Below are 18717 nucleotides of genomic sequence, written 5' to 3'. Positions count from 1 at the left end.
ATGAAGAGTTTGCATGTAGCACTTTTACTAACTATCACGAGCTTCACAGTTGAAGCACAAGAAAAGCAGCAACTTCCTGATGATTTAATTCCCTATACAGATGAGGCTGTAGAGACTGATTTATCAGAAGAAGAATTGGAGAACTTAGCGTTTGAAATTTTCCTTCAACGGAAATTCAATATGACGCCTGAGCAGTTAAGAAAATTTGCTGAAATGAAAAAGCAGGAGTCTGAAGCGTTAAAAAGAAAGAAGCCTGCTATACCAATACGGACAATTGATAGCATTGATTTATCACCGGGTGCTAAACCATACGTAATCCATACCACCCCAGGTTGGGATTCACATCTATCAATTATTGATGCAAGCGGGAAGCCTTGGGAAATTGTCTATGACTCTATTGGAAGTTCAGAAGAGTTTACGGCTGAAAAACTTCAAACATCAAATAATAACAAGATAAAGATCACAGGTAACTACAGAGTCGGTTCAACCAATTTAACAGTAGGGCTCAAAGGGTTAGACGAGTTAATAACCTTTGAATTGGTAGCGGATAAGAATGAGTATCATGCCTCTCTTACCATGCAACTACCTAAATTAGGCCCTCTATCTTCTGAGACTCCTTTAGAAAGCCACAATGCCATGATGAGCAACGAGCCATTTATGCAGGAAATCCTGCAAGGCGGCCATTCCCTTAGTGATGATTTTGAAAAGCTAAAAACTAGTAATTCACGGGTCAATGCATGGAAAAAGGGTGAAGTCCTGTTTCTTCTAACTGACCTGACAGTTCACGGTATTGATCCTATCTCAGTACGACATGGGCCAGGGGGCTTCGCGGCCTATGAAATCGCCTATCTACCATCAATTTTGTTTACCAATGATAACGGAACACCTATTTCTGTGTATTTTCAGAAGGACAACTCGAAGTATGAATATTAATAAGTACACAACCGCAATTATGGCACCTTCTAACCGTCCATTTCTTGTCATTTCTGTGATGATTGTGTGCGTAGTAATACTGGGAACTTTGATTGTTTCCTTTATTACAGCTGACGAAAAAAAATCACCGAACACGATGGTTCAGATTGCTGGTGGAGAACAAAAAGCTGATGCGTTAGCCGACTATGATGAAGCCTATGCCGACTCCATAGAGAAGCAGAATAAGGCTAATTATGAAAATGCTACAAAACAGAGAAATGGTGTGCATATCCCGTTCATAATTGACGGCAATAAAAAAAATCAGTCCATAGAAGTCAGCGAGGAAATCGCTACATGTGGTTGCACCATGTCTGATGAAGAATTTCATGCAAGGTTAGCGAGAGCTGGTGTTGAGTTTGAAAACAACCGCGATTATGTGAGCCGTGTTGGGAATAGTGATATTTATATCTCTGCAGATAGGTATCTTGTTGGTGAAGACAAGCAAAAACATCTTCTAGCAGGTCAATCAATTCGTTTAGGCGAAGATGGCGCCTTATTAATGGATAACGAAGTGTCATTCAGTGATAAAAGCGGCACTGCTCTGTATTTGGGGGTGAATGGAGAAATCATTGACTCTGAAGCAAAGCAAGTTTCCCTTATGGGTCAATTGCAGTCTGCAAATGGTGTCGTACTAATGTCCAACGGATTATATGCATTTCGTGCTGATAATATGACTCAAATAGGCAATTCAGATGTGTATCAAACCTCAGACTCTCAATTAGTTACGCTAGATGGAAAACCTATTCGACATGCAGGTAATTTTGTTTTCAGAAACCGTGAGCGTGAGCTAGTAGATATTCGTGAGATTGCTTCAAGGTGGGAGTCGAGTGTCATCTACCAGAATGCTAGAGGGCATCTTGTAAATGGGTCAAATGAGGTTTTCGACAAGCCGGGTATTCTTTTCTCTTATACGGGGATACTGATTGATAACTATGGAAAACTAGCTGAGCCTTTGGCAAATCTAAAAAGGTTGGGGGATTCTGATTTATTAATAGATGAACGCCAGATACTGAGAGATAGATTTAACAACGTCATTCTTCACTATGGCGATGGTGTGTCTAGAGGAATTGGGGACAGGTTATTAACTGGCCACATTTCTGTCAAAAATCATAAAGGTGCTGAAGTCTTGGTAGGAGACGATGGTCTACTTTCAGTTCCTATTGGCTCTGGCGGAATACAGTCAGGAATTCTTAAAAATAGCGAAGGGGTAGCATACGACAGAAACGGCCATCTTATTACAAGACAAGGGAAGCTTACTCAAAAAGGGTCATCAGATATATTTTTAACTAGCGATGGCTTGCTGGCAACTAACCAAGGTAAGCCCCTCCTTTTCCGGGCGAAAGACATCTTCATCGATTTCAATAAATACCTTCCTTCCGGTTTAATCGGGTTGAGAACTTATGATAACCAAGCGGTAACTGACCAAAAAAATAATCAATTATATTTGAATGATGATGGTCAATTCGTGAATCAAAGTGGCGAACTAGCTGTAGTAGGTGTCGATATTCTAACGGCTGATAATGTTGTTGTTTCAGCATCGGGTAAACTTCAAAGTAAAGATGATGCACTTGTTCCTGTAGTCAATGCTGATGGAGAACTACTGTTATTCAATGGTAAGGCTGTCAGGAAGAATAAAGACGGACAGTTATTTGATAGTGATGGAAACCCAATTCTTACTCAAACTGGGGGGCTATTAAGATTAAATGATGCAGGCTTCATTGTAACTGAAGATGGTCAGATCGCTTCAATGGAAGGCTTCAGCTTAAAGAATGGAAATAATGTTGAACAAGGTAGCTTTGGAACGCTTGAGCCCTTGCTAAGTGAGGATGGTTTACCTTTAACCTTCAAAGGAAAAAAACTTTATAGAAAAGGGAATAGAGTCGTTGATGAAGACGGGAATATTGTCAGAGATGATTCAGGTTCAGCTCTGGTTATCTCGAAGGATGGAGAGGTGGTTAACGCCTTTGGTGTGCCAATCACAGATGTAAGCTCTAAATCTTCCCCAAATTCTGATGCGATAGAACTCGTTACTAAGAAAGGGGAAAGCGTCTATGTGAATGGAAAAAAAGTGCTTAAAAAGCCAGACGGTTCTTTGGTTTATGAAGATGGTGGACCTGTTCTAGACAGTGAAGGTCGAGCAGTTTTTATGAATGAAGATGGAGGCTTTGCTGATGCTACTGGCAGCAGGGTCGATTTACCATTTACTGATAGGCAAGGACGCACAGTTTCTTCTAACGAAATAATTGAACAGCCTATTCAACGTTCTTCAAGTCTAACATCTAAAGGCAAAGATATTTTCTACAAAGGAAAAAAGGTTTTCCGCAAAAAAGACGGTTCTTTAGTCGATGAAGACGGAAATATTGTCACTACTAAAGACGGTAAGCCGGTGTTCGCCAATATGGATGGCAGCATTGTCGATGCAAAAGGAAAACCAATTAGCGAAAACCTATTCACCGATAAAGATGGGAGAGCAGTATCAAACACTTCTTTAGATAAAGTAGTTCCACAAGGAGTAATGCTTACTAGTGACGGCCAGCCTCTGTTATTCAAAGGGAAGAAGGTCTTTAAACAAAGCGATGGCAGTCTTGTGGATGAGCATGGTAATTTGGTTAAAGACAGTGATGGCAACATCGTTTTTATGGACGAATCAGGTGCCTTTGTTGATTCTTCTGGTAATGAAATTAAAGAACGCCTATTCAAGAATAGAGCAGGTGAAACAATAAGTCCTGATGATATAGATCCGCCTCGAATGAGCGTTACCGCTAATGGTGAACCGCTCTTCTACAAAGGTAAAAGAGTATTTCGAAAAAGTAATGGATTACTTGTAGATGAAGATGGCAATGAAGTTAGAACAGAAGACGGAAAAAGTCTGCGAATTAACTCAAGTGGCGAACTAGTGGACGAAGATGGAAAGCAAATTTCCGAACCTCTATTCACTGATGCGGCTGGGAATATTGTCGAAAATAAAACTATTGATGAACCTCCTTTATTAAAGACTCCTTTTACATCAGATGGGAAACAAATTTATTTCAACGGCAAAAAGGTATTCAAGCAACCCGACGGTTCGTTAATAGATGAAAATGGGCTGGTGGTTAAGTCGGCGTCTGGCGAAAGAGTTTATGTAGATAACAACGGTAACCTTGTTAATAAAGCTGGTAAACCAATAAGAAATGTACATCTCACTGATAAAAACGGTATTAGTCTCAAGCCAAATGAGTTCAAGGCATTAGATAATGAATTGGTCACTAAGAATGGATCTCCGATTCTTTTTAATGGCAAACGTGTCTATAAAAAGAAAGACGGCACCCTTGTAGACCAGGATGGGAACGAAATTTTACATAATGGAAGACCTGTTAGATTGAACGAATCTGGGGATGCGGTGGATTACTTAGGGAATAAGATTGAGAAGAAGATATTCAAGGACGCCGCTGGAAATGATTTACCCAATGCCGGATTCAAATCTGAGCAGGTGCATGGGCAGCTTGTCACTGCAAATGGAAAACCAATGCTTTTCAATGGTGAAAAAGTTTATCGTCAACCGGATGGAACACTGAGAACTCGTTCAGGAAAGTTAGTTACTGATGCTAACGGAAAGGTTGTTTATCAATCTAAAACTGGCGCATTAACAGATATCAACGGTAGAAAATTGGCTAATAATGTCTTAACTGATATGAATGGCAATTCTATTGCAAACAGTTCTCTAGACCACCCGCCATTGCCACAAGAAGTGGTTACTCTCAACGGTTCCCCTTTGCTACACAATGGAAAAAAAGTCTTCAAAAGAGCTGATGGATTATTAGTAGATGAGGATGGAGTTCCTATCATCGATGATTCTGGCAACGAGGTCTATTTAAATGAGCAAATGGAATTGGTTGATAGTGCTGGTAGAAAAATCTCGAGCCCTTTTAAAAAAGGTAGAATTTCAACGGTACCCAATGGAGGGTTTAAAGCTCTTTCTTCAGGAGAGGGCACTTCAATAGGTCGTTTTAATAGCACTGCAGACGGTTACCTGCTTGACCAGAAAGGTCGTCCAATGACCTATAACGGCAAAAAAGTCCGTGTAGGGAAAGATGGAATGCTCATTGATGAAGAGGGTAATCCAGTTAAGGATAGCAGAGGTAACTTGGTATATATGTCTGATTCAGGTGCTTTAGTTGATGAAAAAGGAGAAAAGTTATCCGGCACTTTATTGGCAGATGGTGATGGAGTTTTGCTTCTTGCTGATGGCAAGCCAGTTACTACTGAAATGAAGCGAATTGGTAGCACTGACTTTTTCGTTACTAGAGATGGGAAAATTGTCGATCAACATGGACGTCCTTTTAAGGTTAATGGAAAAGCAATTGGTATTGACCCTAAAACTGGAAAACTAGTCGACACTGAAGGACTTCCGATTAGAGATGCATTGGGGAATAGTCTATTTATGACGGAGTCTGGGGCATTGGTAACATCTGATAAGAAGCCTGCCAAAGGGGTTGTTGTGGTTGATTCTGACGGTTCAGTTGTTGGAGAAGACGGTAAGACAATAAAGAATGCTAAGGATCTAATCCCAATTGCAGGTACTGATTTGTATAAGACGTCTACTGGGCTCGTAGTAGACAAAAATGGAATGCCAATCAAGCGCGATGGTGAGCTGCTTTACCTTGATGAAAACAACAAAATAGTAGATGAACTTGGGCGCAGTGTTCGATTTAGAGGGCAGCGTTTATCTGTCAATAGTTTAGGGCAGGTTACAGGTGAAAATGGTGACGAAATTCTCATTAATGATAAACCGGTATCATTGGCAGACTTAAGCACTGAACTTGCGCCAAAAATTGAACCTAAAGGTGAGGCGGGCGATATTCTGAATGTTGTCCCTCAAAAAATAGAAAATCTTAAAGGAAAAAAAGAAGAAGCTTCTTCAACGCGAACCTTTGATGAAAATGTACCTGAACCAAAATCGGCTGAATTAACTAACGAAGCTGTCGACGACTCAGGCAAAATTCCAACAAGTAGGGTTGATTCAAGCGCAAAATCAAGATTGGCTGCGAGACTTATAAATAAGTTAAATGCCATGGAGAAAACTACAGCAAGCTATATGGATTCTATTGAACCCCAGTATGTGAGCCTTAGTAATTATCACTCTATCGATTCTACCAACGGTAAGGTTGAGAAAGAGGAAGTTCACGCAGACGTCAACAAGGACTCTGCCAATGCTGATGGTGGCAATATTGCAATCAACTCTGGCGATACCGCATATGCTATTGTTCAGCACATGATGGATACCGACTTTAATGATGAGCTTGAAGTGGAACTACATATGGCCGATCCTGATAATCCACTTCACCTCGCTAAAGCTTATGCCCAGGTCGAACTGCGTTACGACAATGCCGTTCTAGCTTTTAAGAGATTTTGCCCTGTGGATATTCCTTGCTTTACGTCAAATGCGATAGGTCTAGATCCAGTGACTGCTTCTGCTGGATTAGGTGTCGAAGTAGATACCCATTTTTGGTATCGCTTTGGAGGAGTTTTTCTCGCTTCCTTTGCCAAAGGAATTGGCGAAGGTGTTGAAAATAGCCAAGACAGAACTGAACAAACAGATATCGTTGCTGGCTCAACCGAGTCGACGACTATCATATCAGGCTTGAGTACAACGGATGTGTTACTACAGGGAGTAGGTGCTGCAGGTGAAGTACTCATCCCAACTTTAGCTCAAAGAGTTAATCGTCCAACTACAGTAAGAATACCAACTAATACTGAGATCTTGGTGAAGTTCTTCGAACATATCCCTGCTTCGAAATTGAATAAAAAACCTTAAAGAAAAGGGGGCAATACGCCCCCTTTTTATCTTTCCCGACTTATCTTACATTTGTGATTGTTACACAAGCGCCTGATAGTTAACTTGTCCTCAATTAAAGTTTGGGGGCTGAACATGAACCACGATTTACAACCTGATTTTGCAAGTGACGAAGACGATTTATTCACAAAAGGAGCGCCGTCAACTTCTTCAGTTGTTCCTATCAAAAATCAACCTGAGGAAACTGACAGCGAAACACCGAAATCAGAGAGTAGTAATGAAAACTCTACGAATAAAAGTCGAGCAAAGAAAAAAGCGCATCCTAAACCTCCTCGCTGGTTAACAAATAAATACACCATTTCACTTGTCGGGTTGATGACTCTACTGACTGCAACAGTCACCTATGTTGGGCCGAATAAATTTGTTCAGCAACTTGACGCAATAACTTTGCCCTCATTGAGTGATGGGGATATCCAAGATGAAATGTGGCAACAAAAAATAAGTGAATTGAGTACGCAATTTGAAGCTTCACAAGAAAAAGTTGCAGAAATACAGAGTAACCTCGGTCGCAATGCTTCATATCAAGAACAAATTTCTGAGCTAAGAACTAATCAGCGGGAGTTGATCAGCAGAATGGAAGGAATTCATCAAAATCTTAATGCTACGCTCAGTAAATTAGACTCGCTAGAGTCTGACATGCTTACGTTTGCAACAACTGATAGGGATTTTGGTAACTTGTTGTCACAAGTACAGTCAGCAAATTCAGCAGTTCAAAAGTTAACTTCGCAGACCGAACGAAATACCAAGAACTTTGGTTGGTTGGCCAACAGAACAGAAGCTCTGGAAGATTGGAAAGAGTCAAACATGGAGCCGAATAGAATCGTAAGCGAGCAATCGTCCTCTCAATCTAAAGAACTTGTTCAATCGCGTATTGTTAAAGGTAGCCCCGTAAAGCGGGTTGTTCAGTGGGAAATTAAGCTAGCTAGCTTTGAACGTTCAATAGCTTTCCTTAAAAACAAATCTTCAAACCAAAAACTAAGAGTGACTATAGGAACCAACGTTCCAAACTGTGGAAAGGTTTCCTCAATGAATGCAGTTGACCGAACTATTACAGCAGGCACATGTGTTATTAGGTCTTAGTAGTGGATTATTCAAATTTTATTAATGTATTTCACTCAATTGCTGAGCAGATACCAGGCTTATACAGAGCGTTGATTGTTATATCCGCGATTACAGGTGTTCTTTTAACTAACAGTGGAATTCAAGCGATTTCGAGTAGCAATAAAGCGCATCAACAACCAAAAGCGGGAAGCTATTTCAAAGTATTCTTCGGGCCGTTGATGTTCTCGCTGGGTGCTTTACTCGAAATGGGTACATATACAATTTTTCGTACCCAGACAAACCCCATTGTGCTGATGAGTTACACGCCACAATCGGGTGACGATACTACAGTCGTCTTATATGCAGTTAGGTTTTATATCACTTTTATTGGTTTTTTACTTATGGCAAGAGCCACATATGTTGGTGCGATAGGAGCCGACACTAAACGGGAGAATTGGCAATTTGAAGCTTTAGCTTTATACGGATTAGCAATCTTGTGTTACGCATTTGACCTCGGCGTGGACATGATTTCAAACAGTGTGGGTCAGGGTGCTTTAGGCACAGAGTATTTTTCTTTTTAATGAAACTACAGGAATAAAGATGAAAAGAAACCTTAAAACAATTCTAGCACTTGCTGTTAGTGGATTAATTTCAACTAGTGCGGTCGCGCAGAGCATTGGCACAGGTGCTGACAACCTAGCAGGTGGTGGAAATAGTGTACTCAACATGTTACTAACCTTCCTCGCTATCGTTGGTGTGTTATTTGTTGCTAGTGGCATTATGGGGCTTATGCAAGGTAGAAATGGCGGTGGCGGGGAAAGCAACGGCACTCACTGGGGGAAAATTGGTGGTGGCGCCGCATTAGCTTCAATTATGGTAGTTATCTTGATGGTCACAAATCAGGTCTTTGGTGACGCAAATGAGTACGAACAAACTCGCACCTTAATTCAAGGCGGGGCTGGTTCGGGTAGCGGTTCCTCAGACTAGTAACCAATGATAAGCAATCTCAAAGAGCGCAATAACATGCCTAGTGACCTGAACTATCAGGTTACTAGGCGAGAATGGTCTGCTTTAAATGAAAGTAATTTTGAATGTAGCTGCTGTGGGTTTCAATCAGCCCCCACACAAGAAGTTCCCTCCGGCTACATGGAAGTATTTGTTAACTCAAAAGACGAGCATTTTGTATTATGTTCAATATGTGCTACTTCGAAGAAATTAGGGAGACAGGTTAGTGGAAGCAATAATCATGGATTAATTCTGCATGTTACCAATCTCGAGCAATCCCATGTAAGCAATGTTGCTCGTATTACCTGTACTAGTTTAATTTCATCACTTCCATATGCTAAAGCTGCACAAAATTTAATTAGCCAATTTCAACACATGCAGGCTACAAAAAAAGACTATCTCTTTTTAACTGATACCGGTTCTGTAATACAAACAGTAACTGCTTTAACAAGCATTAGGGCTAATAAAATGGAAGAGGCTTCTTCCATTTTTAAGCACCTAAAATACTTTCCATCAAAAGCTGAATACCGGCATATTTTTAAATACTGGCATCAGATTAACCCAGACTACTTCACACCACCTCCCTCACTGACTTAGGGTGTAAATAAATGATATATAACCATCCACAAACGTTAGCTGAGCGATTTTTGTCAAACTTTGAATCCTTAGCACAAATTGTCTCTTCTAAGCTGTTAAAACAAAGCCCAAAAGATTTTGTAAGCCTTGATACAGTGCACGGTAATTTTTGTTTAGTGCAAAATGATGGAACCCTTGTTTCGGGTATTCGTATTGATGGAAATCGCAGCACTGTTTCACAAGAAGAATACGACGACTTGATTGAAACTATTGAGGAAGACTATAAAGCCCACCTGCAAGAGGGGACGCATAGGTTTATTCATTATTTTTCTTCAGATAGCGACAAAACAAAAGATGAGCTCAACCGGGTCTTCGGTGACGCAGCAAGAGCGACAGCTAATAAAATTGGCTTTATCGACACAAGTGTAATTGATGAAGAAGTAGAGGCACTTGCAAAGTATTGTCACAGTGAGCGCAATTATCTAGTTGTTTATACCTATGTTAGGAATTTAACCCCGACTGAACGAAAGGAATTGCAACGCCTAAAGGAAAAACAAGCTAAGGGTATGCCATTTATGACGGGTGCTCAGTCACTTTCGAAGGGTGTGTCCTTTTATGTTGACAAACATGTCAGCTTATTGAACTCATTACGCGAGATGTTTAGCAACTCTAATATTTTTTGCAGAACCATGGATATCCATGAATTAACTTACGATATACGGTTGGCTTACGATAGTGCATGGACAGCTCCCGATTGGAAGGCTGTATTATCTGGTGATAAACATAGCCTCCAAATACCCGAAAAGAGAAAGGGTGACTATTCTCATTTGGGTTATCCAAGACTTGCTGATCAGCTAATGACACGAGAACTTAGTCCAGTCGACAGCTCTACTGCGAGGATAGGTGACACCATATATGCTCCACTGTCTGTAGCATTTACCCCACAAAACCCAAAGCCATTTAATGCGTTGTACAAAGAGCTGCAGAAGGCAAATATCCCATTTAGAATTCACTACGATATTACAAATGGTGGTATGGGGTTAATTAGTTTTCAAGACACTTTGGCTACCTTCCTGCGCGTAACGGGAGGCAGCGACAATAAAGATGTACTGTCAGTATCAAAAGCACTGCGAGACTTAAGGGATGGTGGGCACGAAATAGTAAGCCTAAAAATTAATATTTGCACATGGGCTTATAACGATGACATCCAGCTTGCTAAAAAAAGACGAGAGTTAATAGCACGTATTTGCCAGTCTTGGGGAAACACACAAGTTGCTTCTGTAGAAGGAGACGTAGTCGAATCTACTCTATCTAGTATTCCAGGCTTAACTAGTGGTAACTCTGCGAAGCCTTTACCGTTTGATTTACACAGCACTGCCAGACTTCTTCCAATTACGCAGCCAGCGTCAGTTTGGGAGACAGGTTCTAGGGTTTACCGGACAGTAAGAGGGAAAATTATCCCCTGCCAACCCTATTCTCAGAAACAGTCACATTGGACAAAGTTAGTTGTTGGCCCAATGGGCTTCGGTAAGACCGTTGAGCTTGCATCTGATAATTGGTCGCTAGTTTTGCACCCTGACGCACAAGAGCTTCCATACATTAGACAAATTGACATCGGCCCAGGCTCTAAAGGGCTCGTAGACTTGGTCAGATCGTGTCTGCCCGAATCTAAGCAGTATCTAGCTCAATATTATAGAATTCAAAACACGAAAGACTTTTGTGTTAACCCCATGGATACGCAGTTAGGTCTAAGGAATCCCCTTTCAGGGCACATGTCCACTTTGATCAACATAGTAAGTACGCTTTGCCTTCCTGATGACAATACTGCTCCCCCTGAAGGTACACTTGACGTTATTCAGGCTTTACTAAAGTTAGCGTATAGGGTTTGCTCTGAAAGGAAGTCCTCAAAAGATTACCATTCAGGCTACATTGAGCAAGTAGATGCGAAGCTTGCTGAGCTAGATTTCAACCCGCCGACAAAAATCCCAAGGTGGTGGGATGTTGTAGACTTCTTAGCTATCAACAAGGAATATCGACTAGCTTCTCTAGCCCAACGTTATGCTGTGCCAACTTTTTCTGACCTAATAGCATTATGTTCGGACGGTAGGATAGTTGACGATTTCGCCGAGTCTAAAACGCCTACGTTCGAACCAATCGTTAAATATGTTTCTAGGAAACTTCGAGCTGCCATGTCAATGTTTCCGATTTTAAGTGGCGTAACTGTTTTCGACATAGCTCATTCAAGAATAGTGTCTTTAGACCTAGATGATGTTACAAAAGGTAAAGGCCCGGAAGCGGAAAAAAGAACAGCGCTCATGTATACGCTGGCTTACCACATCTTGACCAATGATATTTATAAAGGGCCCGACCAACTGAAGGAAATGGAAGGTCCAGTGGGGATCTTCGAACACGATTACTATTCTTTCCACGAACAGGAAATTGCCAGACTTCAGAGAACTGTTAAACGATTCGTTGGCGACGAAGTTCATCGTGGTAGGAAAGTAACTCAATTTCTTGAGCAGCTTGTGACAATGGTGCTTGAGGGACGGAAGTGGGGGGTTGATGTTGTGCTAGCAAGTCAATTAGGTAACGCGTTCCCTGAGGAAATCAAAGAGCTGGCTACTACAATTATAATACTTGGTGCGGGTGGTAAGAAAAATATCGACTCTTTGGTTAACGAGTTTGGCCTCAATGATTCAATGGCGAATTTGTTGAGAAACTCAATTCGCAAACCTGGCAAAGGTGGTTCAACAATGATTGGTCTTTTCGACACCAAAGATGGTTGGTTAGAGCAATTGTTGATGAGTACGAAAGGGCCAATTTTTCTATGGACTGTAAACTCTACAAGAACTGACACATACATAGTAGAAAGATTAGCGAAACAAATAGGGCTTTGGGAAACGAGAAAGTTATTGGTCCACCGATATCCGCAAGGCTCGTTTGAAGAAGAAATAGAAACAAGAAGAAAGCAGTTGGGCGCTGATGATGAAAAGGCGTCAGGTATCCTAGACTCGATAGTCGAAGACAACATTAAGTATTACAACAACTATTTCTATTCCCAGATCGATAAGTCAGTGGCTTAATTAAACTAGAAATACCGCCATTAGGCGGTATTTCTTTTATACAGGTTCATCCTTTCATTAATCAAAATCCAATCGCTTCCAATTCTGCTTTTGTTTTTTACCTCTGCCGGCGCAATAAAACTGCTAAGGTGGGTATGGTATTTGGGGGGGGAGAAAAGAACATAAGGCAAACTCGCAGCATATCCCTTTGCTTTTTCTGCATCCTCTAATCGAATGGATGATTCAGGCCGCAGCTTTATCCGGCGTTTAACCGCAAATTCAGCGCTTTGATGTGCATCTAGTAACGACTTGTCGTGTTCAAGCTTCTCTAGCCAACTCTGACGAGAATAAGACAAGGGAACGGTATGAACCCCTTTATCTATTTTTTGTTTCAATTCTTCGAGCGTATAAGCTTTATGAAGTGGGCGTGAAACCCAATTGAAATTTACGCGGTGAACATCCTCTTTAAATGCATAGATGGTGCGATAAGCTGACGTTGTGATTAAATAATTGAACCGATCGTGCACGTTCTGCCACTTTTCGTAAGCATCATCACTGCTTTTTACTACTGCCGCTCTAAATGCCTTCTTCTCATTATTGATCTTTTCAATGCAAGCGATAATCTCTCGTTTGTTTTTGGTTGCTACTACGAAGCCAGGGTGTTTTTGTACGAACCGGCGTGACTTTTGTGGCGTTTCATCGAATACGTACATGTCCTTGTAAGCATCAATAATTTTCAAAATCGCTTCTTGGCCAGTAAACATATCAACATTAATGCTTGAGTAGCCGTGCTCAATAAGCTCCTCTTCTTGTTCTTTAAGTACAGGCTCAATGGCGTAGTAATATGTTGAAGCCGGGCAGGCGCTATTGAGGAGCAGTTCTTCTAGCTCTTTCAGAAACGCTTCAATATTACTCATGTGGAATTGTAGAAACATTTATTAACCATAGTGCTGTTTACTTATACAGCAATTTTAAGCCTATTTACCCACCAGCTCAAATCTATTCCGGTTTATGGGGTAGTGGCAGTGTGTTATAAGGATGGCTGAATTGTAGTATTAAATAATAGGTAAATTAGGAACATGGATGTACTCAAGATTTCATCGATGAGCTACCCATTGCCGACGTGGCTTGGATGAAGGATTGATAGCCGAGCTATGGCAATTCGACATATTTTAAAAGTGACGCTGCTGTTATGTACTTCCGTGAGTATAAGTGCGGCAACTGATACGGATTTGCGAAAGATCTATGCTCAGCATCCTGATAAATGGCCTGCCGTTGTGACGTCTGATGGTCGAGATGCTCCGGAGCTTGCACCTTTACCAGCAGCCAAACCGACTCCAAAGCCCACAAAAGTAGCGCTAGGGGAACGGCTGTTTAACGATACACGGCTCTCTCGTGATAGCACGGTGAGCTGTGCATCCTGTTACGAAGCACGATTGGCGTTTACTGATAAACGAAGGATAGCTGTGGGAATAGACGGTCAAGCTTGAAAGCGTAATACACCAGCTATTTTCGGTATAGATTTATGGCAATCTTTCTTTTGGGATGGTCAAGCAGAAACTGCTGAGCAGCAGGAGCTCATGCCAATTGTTGATCACAAAGAGATGGATGCGTCGCTGCCTCAAGTGCTGGAACGTATTAGTGCCGATCCAGACTATCAGAAGCTGTTTAAAGCGGCCTACGATGAGGAGTCGCCAATTTCCTTGTCAAATTTGGCTAGCGCCATAGTAGCTTTTGAAAGAACTTTACGACCACCAGAAGGTAAATTTGAACAATTCATCAATAAAGCATATCAGAACCCCGTTGAAGCAACGTCGTTGCTCAGTGATGATGAATTGCGTGGGTTGCACCTTTTTCGAACCAAAGCTAGGTGCATGACCTGTCATAATGGCCCCTGCTGAGTGATAACAAGTTTCACATTACTGGATTCCATTACTACGGACGAAAATACCATGATATTGGACGTTACAATGTGAGCGGTGATCCTGAAGATTCTGGCGCATTCCGTACCCCTAGCTTGTGGGGTATTAGTAAGACGGCGCCGTTTTTTCATAATGAATTGGGCGGAGACGGGGACTTCACAGGCTTAATTAATCAGTACAATTTCGGCGGGCCGCGACCTAAGCCTAAAGCCCACCAAGTAGATGACCCTCTGTTCCCAGAAACAACGCCACTGTTAGTTAAACTCAACTTAACTGAGTCGGAACGAGAAGCGCTCGCGGCTTTTCTAAAAACACTTTAATAGCTTGTTATCTTAGCTAAATGTTTTTAAGCCATGTTATTTTGTTAGTCATTCGCTTTTAAAGTAAGTAGAAAGTTCAACATGCGAGGGATATAGGCACTGCATCGACCTACAGTGACTATTAGCCAAGTAACATGTTTTCAACTTGAACCTTCACTTATCTTTTTTAGAAGACACGCTCTTATGTTGACTATTACTAGGGTGACTTTCGGTGTAAATAATATGTTATTAATTCGTTCCTAAGTGCTCCTTTATCAAAGAAGTAAACTCGCGACAAGCTTCAACAGAAGGTACATGTCCAGTTTGTTTTAATTCAGTCACAGGTGCACTTAGGGTTTCTCCCAATGCTTGTAATGATGAAGTGGGTGTAGCGACATCATCTTCACCTGCAATAAGCAAAATAGGTGCACCATTAGGTTTAAGCTGTGTATGTGTGTCTCTTTCGCCTAACCACGCACACAATAAACCGTAAGAGTGATCGTCAACGTTCGCGAGTGATCCTTCCCATTGAGACAGTAACGTGGGGAAACGTTTAGTACTAACCGGGCTAAACCATCTTGGAACTAAGCTGGCTGCGAGGGTTTCAAGCCCTTGCTGAGTCACATTTTTCTGGCGCTCCAGCCATGCTTCAGTGGAACCTATTTTCATGCCAGTATTAGTTAACGCTGTGCTTAACAAGCGTTCTGGATGGGAAATTAATAGCTGTTGCCCCAACATTCCGCCAATTGATGTACCCACGAAATGAAACTTATCGATACCTAACGAGTTACATAGGGTTAATAAGTCGTCAACTAACTGTGATTCACCAAGGTTTTTCGTGTTTGCGGGGAACGCTACACTGTCACCGTGTCCAGGTAGGTCATAACGCAAAATGCTGAAGTTCACCATTAAGTCTGGTACCAAGTAGTCCCAAACACGCATATTCATACCCAACGGGTGAGCTAGCAGTACAACAGGTTTGTGCTTAGTCTCAATGAACTGGTAGTGAATACCTTGCTCTGATATTGTCGCCATGTTGAGTTCCTAAATGCGTTTTAGCAGTGTCGCTATACCTTGGCCAACACCAATACACATACTGCATAGTGCATAATTGGCCGAGGTTTGTTCAAATTGTAATGCGGCGGTATGCAGCAGGCGTGCCCCCGACATACCGAGTGGATGGCCAAGTGCAATGGCGCCGCCATTGGGGTTCACTCTTGGATCATCTGCACTAAGTCCAAGTTCCTGCATACAGGCTAATGCTTGCGCTGCAAATGCTTCATTAAGTTCAATTGTGCCAATATCGTCTAGGGTCAACTTTTGTATTGCAAGCAATTTATTAATTGCAGGTACTGGGCCTATACCCATGATAGTGGGTTCAACGCCAGCGGTAGCCATCCCTTTAATTTGAGCAACAGGCGTTAAGTTATAGCGTTCAACGGCTGCTTCACTTGCTACAAGCATGGCAGATGCGCCATCGTTAATGCCCGATGCATTACCTGCGGTAACCGAGCCATTTTCACGAAACGGAGCTTTTAGTTTTGCCAATGCCTCTAATGTAGTTTGAGGGCGTATGTGCTCGTCTTTGTCGATGACGATGGCATCGCCTCTTCTAGGCTGAAAGGTCACAGGAATTATTTCTTTAGCAAAACGGCCAGACGCTTGGGCTGCAGCCGCTTTTTGCTGAGATTGATACGCAAAGTTGTCTTGTGCTTCTCGGCTAATCGAGAATTTCGCTGCTACATTTTCTGCAGTCTCAGGCATGGTTTCAGTGCCGTACTGCTGCTTTAACGCAGGGTTAATGAAGCGCCAACCCATGGTGGTATCTTCAAGTATTTGTGAGCGGTCAAATCTGCTTTGTGCTTTGCCCATCACAAATGGAGCTCGCGACATAGACTCAACGCCGCCAGCAAGAATAAGGTCTGCTTCACCTGCTGCAATTGAACGGTAAGCAAGGCCAATGGCATCCATACCAGAGCCACACAAACGATTAATTGTGGTGGCTGGTACCGAAAATGGCACGCCTGCAAGCAAAGTGGCCATTCTAGCAACGTTGCGATTGTCTTCACCAGCTTGGTTCGCACAGCCGAAAAACGCATCATCAATACTTTCTGCTGGTAACTGAGGGCACTGTGTTAGTACTGCACGAATAACTTGCGCGAGCAAATCATCAGGGCGAATGCTGGCTAGCCCACCTGCATACCGGCCAATGGCAGAGCGGTTAGGGTTACATAAATAAACGTTCATTACGCAGTCTCCGTTTGGCTGTGCGCCGCTTCAGTAACGCGCTTTAGTTCTCTTAATACTTCTATTTCGCTGCTGGTGGGTTCGTCAGTGGTTTGAAGTGTGTCAGCAAAGCGAATGTCCCAGCCAGTGGCATCAATTACCTGGTGCTTTGTAACGCCTGGATGCAAACTCACTACAATAAGTTCGTTGGTTTCTTCTTCTGGCTTTAATATACAAAGGTCAGAAATCACCAAAGTTGGGCCTTTACCCAGCGTAGATTTGCCTTTGCGGCTTTGACCGTCTCGACCAAAACCCAAAGTAGTAATGAAGTCGACATCTTTAACAAAAGTACGCTTTGAATGCCTTACGGTAATGATCACTTCTTTGGCATTGGTTGAAATTTCTGGTGCACCGCCACCGCCAGGAAGACGAACTTTAGGATTGGCATAACTGTGAGCGCCATCGGGGCCACTGTCTTTGTGTGATGCAGCGATGACTGTTGTGTTAATGTTGCCGTATCGGTCTACTTGTGCGGTGCCAAGGAAACCCACATCAATATGACCACCTTGCAGCCAATAACGAAACATTTCGGGAACTGAAACGGTGGTGAGTGCAGACTCGCAAAGTTCGCCATCACCAATAGATAAGGGTAGAACCTGCGGTTTGGTTTCTATAGTACCTGACTCGTAAATAAGTGTTATGTCAGGGGCATGAGTAAGGCGTGCTAAGTTCGCTGCAGCACTTGGTAAGCCAATGCCCACAAAACAAGTCGAATTGTTATTCAAAGCACGGGCCGCGGTAATCGTCATCATTTCATCTGAAGTATATTGTTCGGTCATAATTATTCTCCTGCTTGAAATACTTCTTCATCTAACCACTTTAAAAATGGCTCGCGCTCTCGGCTTATGCTGTCCCACCTCTTGTAGTAACTGTTGTCGCGCGGGTAGTAACCATGTGTATAAGACGGCTTAGCGCCAAACGGCACGGTGGCAATGGCGTTGATAGTCCAAGCGGGAAGCACACAACTATTTGGACCTGCTTCTAAGTCGTCCACAATTTCTTCAACGGTGACAATGCTGTAGCGCGAAGAGAGCACAACTTCCTTTTGAACCCCTAAAATACCTTCAATGAGTACGTTTCCTGCGCGGTCTGCTTTTTGCGCATGGACTATGCCAACATCGGGTTTAATTGATGGCACCGCTGCCAGCGCTTCGCCGGTAAACGGGCAAGTAACGGTTTTGATGTTGGGGTTTACGTGCTGCAGATCACTACCTACATAACCTCTGAATACCGCCATGGGCAGGCCTGATGCGCCCGCTTCATAAGCATTCGCCATTGCTGCGTGACTGTGCTCTTCAATTTCAAGTGGGGCGGGGTAGCCGTGTTCAATGGCATCACGTACGCGGTGTAAAGAACCTACACCTGGGTTTCCTCCCCATGAAAATACAAGTTTTCTTACACATCCTGCACCGACTAGCTGATCGTAAATAAGATCAGGGGTCATTCTTACCAATGTGAGGTTACGGCGTCCTTGGCGAATAATTTCATGCCCTGCGGCGAAAGGAATGAGGTGAGTAAATCCCTCTAATGCAACGATGTCGCCGTCCTTAACGCCATCTTCAATAGCTTTTGAAAGTGTTGTGAATAGTGTCATAATAAAAGTTCGCAATACGAATGTTGATTCATAATGCGAACAAATTAATAACTTTGATTGTTTAGGTCAAGTAATAAATGTTAAAAAATTGCTGGGGCGATCAGTCAAACCAATTTATGTTGCTGAA

The 18717-nt window shown here is 42.4% G+C and carries 13 protein-coding genes and 1 pseudogene; 9 read left to right on the top strand and 5 right to left on the bottom strand.

Annotated features, from left to right (window positions below; all coding sequences use genetic code 11):
* The 7 genes from MHN02_RS10745 (at position 1) to MHN02_RS10715 (ending at position 12510) form a co-directional block, all read left to right on the top strand.
* Positions 1 to 933, top strand: coding sequence for a DotH/IcmK family type IV secretion protein (locus MHN02_RS10745; protein ID WP_015068612.1), 933 nt, complete (start codon positions 1 to 3; stop codon positions 931 to 933).
* Positions 923 to 6766 carry a hypothetical protein gene (locus MHN02_RS10740; RefSeq protein WP_239246010.1) on the top strand — a complete coding sequence of 1948 codons (5844 nt, stop codon included), beginning with the start codon at positions 923 to 925 and terminating at the stop codon, positions 6764 to 6766. Before MHN02_RS10745 ends, MHN02_RS10740 begins: the two co-directional genes overlap by 11 nt.
* 114 nt (positions 6767 to 6880) lie before the next feature.
* Positions 6881 to 7885 carry a hypothetical protein gene (locus MHN02_RS10735; protein WP_015068614.1) on the top strand — a complete coding sequence of 335 codons (1005 nt, stop codon included), beginning with the start codon at positions 6881 to 6883 and terminating at the stop codon, positions 7883 to 7885.
* Positions 7886 to 7887: 2 nt separating this feature from the next.
* Positions 7888 to 8427: a hypothetical protein gene (locus MHN02_RS10730; protein WP_101566779.1), complete on the top strand. Its 540-nt coding sequence runs from the start codon at positions 7888 to 7890 to the stop codon at positions 8425 to 8427.
* Positions 8428 to 8446: 19 nt separating this feature from the next.
* Positions 8447 to 8833: a hypothetical protein gene (locus MHN02_RS10725; protein ID WP_101566781.1), complete on the top strand. Its 387-nt coding sequence runs from the start codon at positions 8447 to 8449 to the stop codon at positions 8831 to 8833.
* A 36-nt stretch (positions 8834 to 8869) separates the two neighbouring features.
* On the top strand, positions 8870 to 9448 hold the full coding sequence (locus MHN02_RS10720; protein ID WP_101566783.1) for a hypothetical protein: 579 nt from the start codon (positions 8870 to 8872) through the stop codon (positions 9446 to 9448).
* Between the two features lie 11 nt (positions 9449 to 9459).
* Positions 9460 to 12510, top strand: a complete 3051-nt coding sequence (locus tag MHN02_RS10715; RefSeq protein ID WP_101566785.1) for a hypothetical protein — start codon at positions 9460 to 9462, stop codon at positions 12508 to 12510.
* Between the two features lie 20 nt (positions 12511 to 12530).
* Here the strand turns inward: MHN02_RS10715 and MHN02_RS10710 are convergent, their stop codons facing one another.
* Complete coding sequence (locus tag MHN02_RS10710; protein WP_101566787.1) at positions 12531 to 13424, bottom strand: DNA replication terminus site-binding protein; 894 nt, start codon at positions 13422 to 13424, stop codon at positions 12531 to 12533.
* Positions 13425 to 13643: 219 nt separating this feature from the next.
* Between MHN02_RS10710 and MHN02_RS10705 the strand changes: the two are divergent.
* Together MHN02_RS10705 and MHN02_RS10700 are read left to right on the top strand one after the other, a co-directional pair.
* Positions 13644 to 14390 (top strand): annotated as a pseudogene (locus MHN02_RS10705) (cytochrome-c peroxidase).
* Positions 14391 to 14461: 71 nt separating this feature from the next.
* Complete coding sequence (locus MHN02_RS10700; protein ID WP_239246007.1) at positions 14462 to 14731, top strand: hypothetical protein; 270 nt, start codon at positions 14462 to 14464, stop codon at positions 14729 to 14731.
* A 228-nt stretch (positions 14732 to 14959) separates the two neighbouring features.
* Here MHN02_RS10700 and MHN02_RS10695 read toward each other — a convergent pair whose 3' ends face one another.
* Genes MHN02_RS10695 through MHN02_RS10680 form a run of 4 tightly spaced genes read right to left on the bottom strand, consistent with a single transcriptional unit; the run spans position 14960 to position 18590 of the window.
* Positions 14960 to 15745 (bottom strand): alpha/beta fold hydrolase, encoded by a 786-nt coding sequence (locus tag MHN02_RS10695; protein ID WP_168476873.1) that lies wholly within the window; start codon positions 15743 to 15745, stop codon positions 14960 to 14962.
* A 9-nt stretch (positions 15746 to 15754) separates the two neighbouring features.
* Positions 15755 to 16957 (bottom strand): 3-oxoadipyl-CoA thiolase, encoded by a 1203-nt coding sequence (gene pcaF / locus MHN02_RS10690; protein ID WP_168476875.1) that lies wholly within the window; start codon positions 16955 to 16957, stop codon positions 15755 to 15757.
* Complete coding sequence (locus tag MHN02_RS10685; protein ID WP_168476877.1) at positions 16957 to 17775, bottom strand: CoA-transferase subunit beta; 819 nt, start codon at positions 17773 to 17775, stop codon at positions 16957 to 16959. The genes pcaF and MHN02_RS10685 overlap by 1 nt, the downstream gene beginning before the upstream one ends.
* A gap of 2 nt (positions 17776 to 17777) precedes the next feature.
* The gene (locus MHN02_RS10680) at positions 17778 to 18590 is read right to left on the bottom strand and encodes a CoA transferase subunit A (protein ID WP_168476879.1); all 813 of its coding nucleotides are present in this window, start codon (positions 18588 to 18590) and stop codon (positions 17778 to 17780) included.
* Positions 18591 to 18717 lie beyond the last annotated feature (127 nt).

Source organism: Alteromonas sp. CNT1-28, assembly GCF_022348345.1.
GTDB classification, from domain to species: domain Bacteria; phylum Pseudomonadota; class Gammaproteobacteria; order Enterobacterales; family Alteromonadaceae; genus Alteromonas; species Alteromonas macleodii.
This window is presented reverse-complemented; position numbering and strand designations above follow the sequence as displayed.

What these genes read in the sequence shown, in the direction of transcription:
- MHN02_RS10695 (WP_168476873.1), bottom strand. Translation starts at nt 15,745, where the DNA reads ATGGCGACAATATCAGAGCAAGGTATTCACTACCAGTTCATTGAGACT.
- MHN02_RS10745 (WP_015068612.1), top strand. Translation starts at nt 1, where the DNA reads ATGAAGAGTTTGCATGTAGCACTTTTACTAACTATCACGAGCTTCACA.
- MHN02_RS10720 (WP_101566783.1), top strand. Translation starts at nt 8,870, where the DNA reads ATGCCTAGTGACCTGAACTATCAGGTTACTAGGCGAGAATGGTCTGCT.
- MHN02_RS10725 (WP_101566781.1), top strand. Translation starts at nt 8,447, where the DNA reads ATGAAAAGAAACCTTAAAACAATTCTAGCACTTGCTGTTAGTGGATTA.
- MHN02_RS10715 (WP_101566785.1), top strand. Translation starts at nt 9,460, where the DNA reads ATGATATATAACCATCCACAAACGTTAGCTGAGCGATTTTTGTCAAAC.
- MHN02_RS10735 (WP_015068614.1), top strand. Translation starts at nt 6,881, where the DNA reads ATGAACCACGATTTACAACCTGATTTTGCAAGTGACGAAGACGATTTA.
- MHN02_RS10710 (WP_101566787.1), bottom strand. Translation starts at nt 13,424, where the DNA reads ATGTTTCTACAATTCCACATGAGTAATATTGAAGCGTTTCTGAAAGAG.
- pcaF (WP_168476875.1), bottom strand. Translation starts at nt 16,957, where the DNA reads ATGAACGTTTATTTATGTAACCCTAACCGCTCTGCCATTGGCCGGTAT.
- MHN02_RS10740 (WP_239246010.1), top strand. Translation starts at nt 923, where the DNA reads ATGAATATTAATAAGTACACAACCGCAATTATGGCACCTTCTAACCGT.
- MHN02_RS10680 (WP_168476879.1), bottom strand. Translation starts at nt 18,590, where the DNA reads ATGACACTATTCACAACACTTTCAAAAGCTATTGAAGATGGCGTTAAG.
- MHN02_RS10685 (WP_168476877.1), bottom strand. Translation starts at nt 17,775, where the DNA reads ATGACCGAACAATATACTTCAGATGAAATGATGACGATTACCGCGGCC.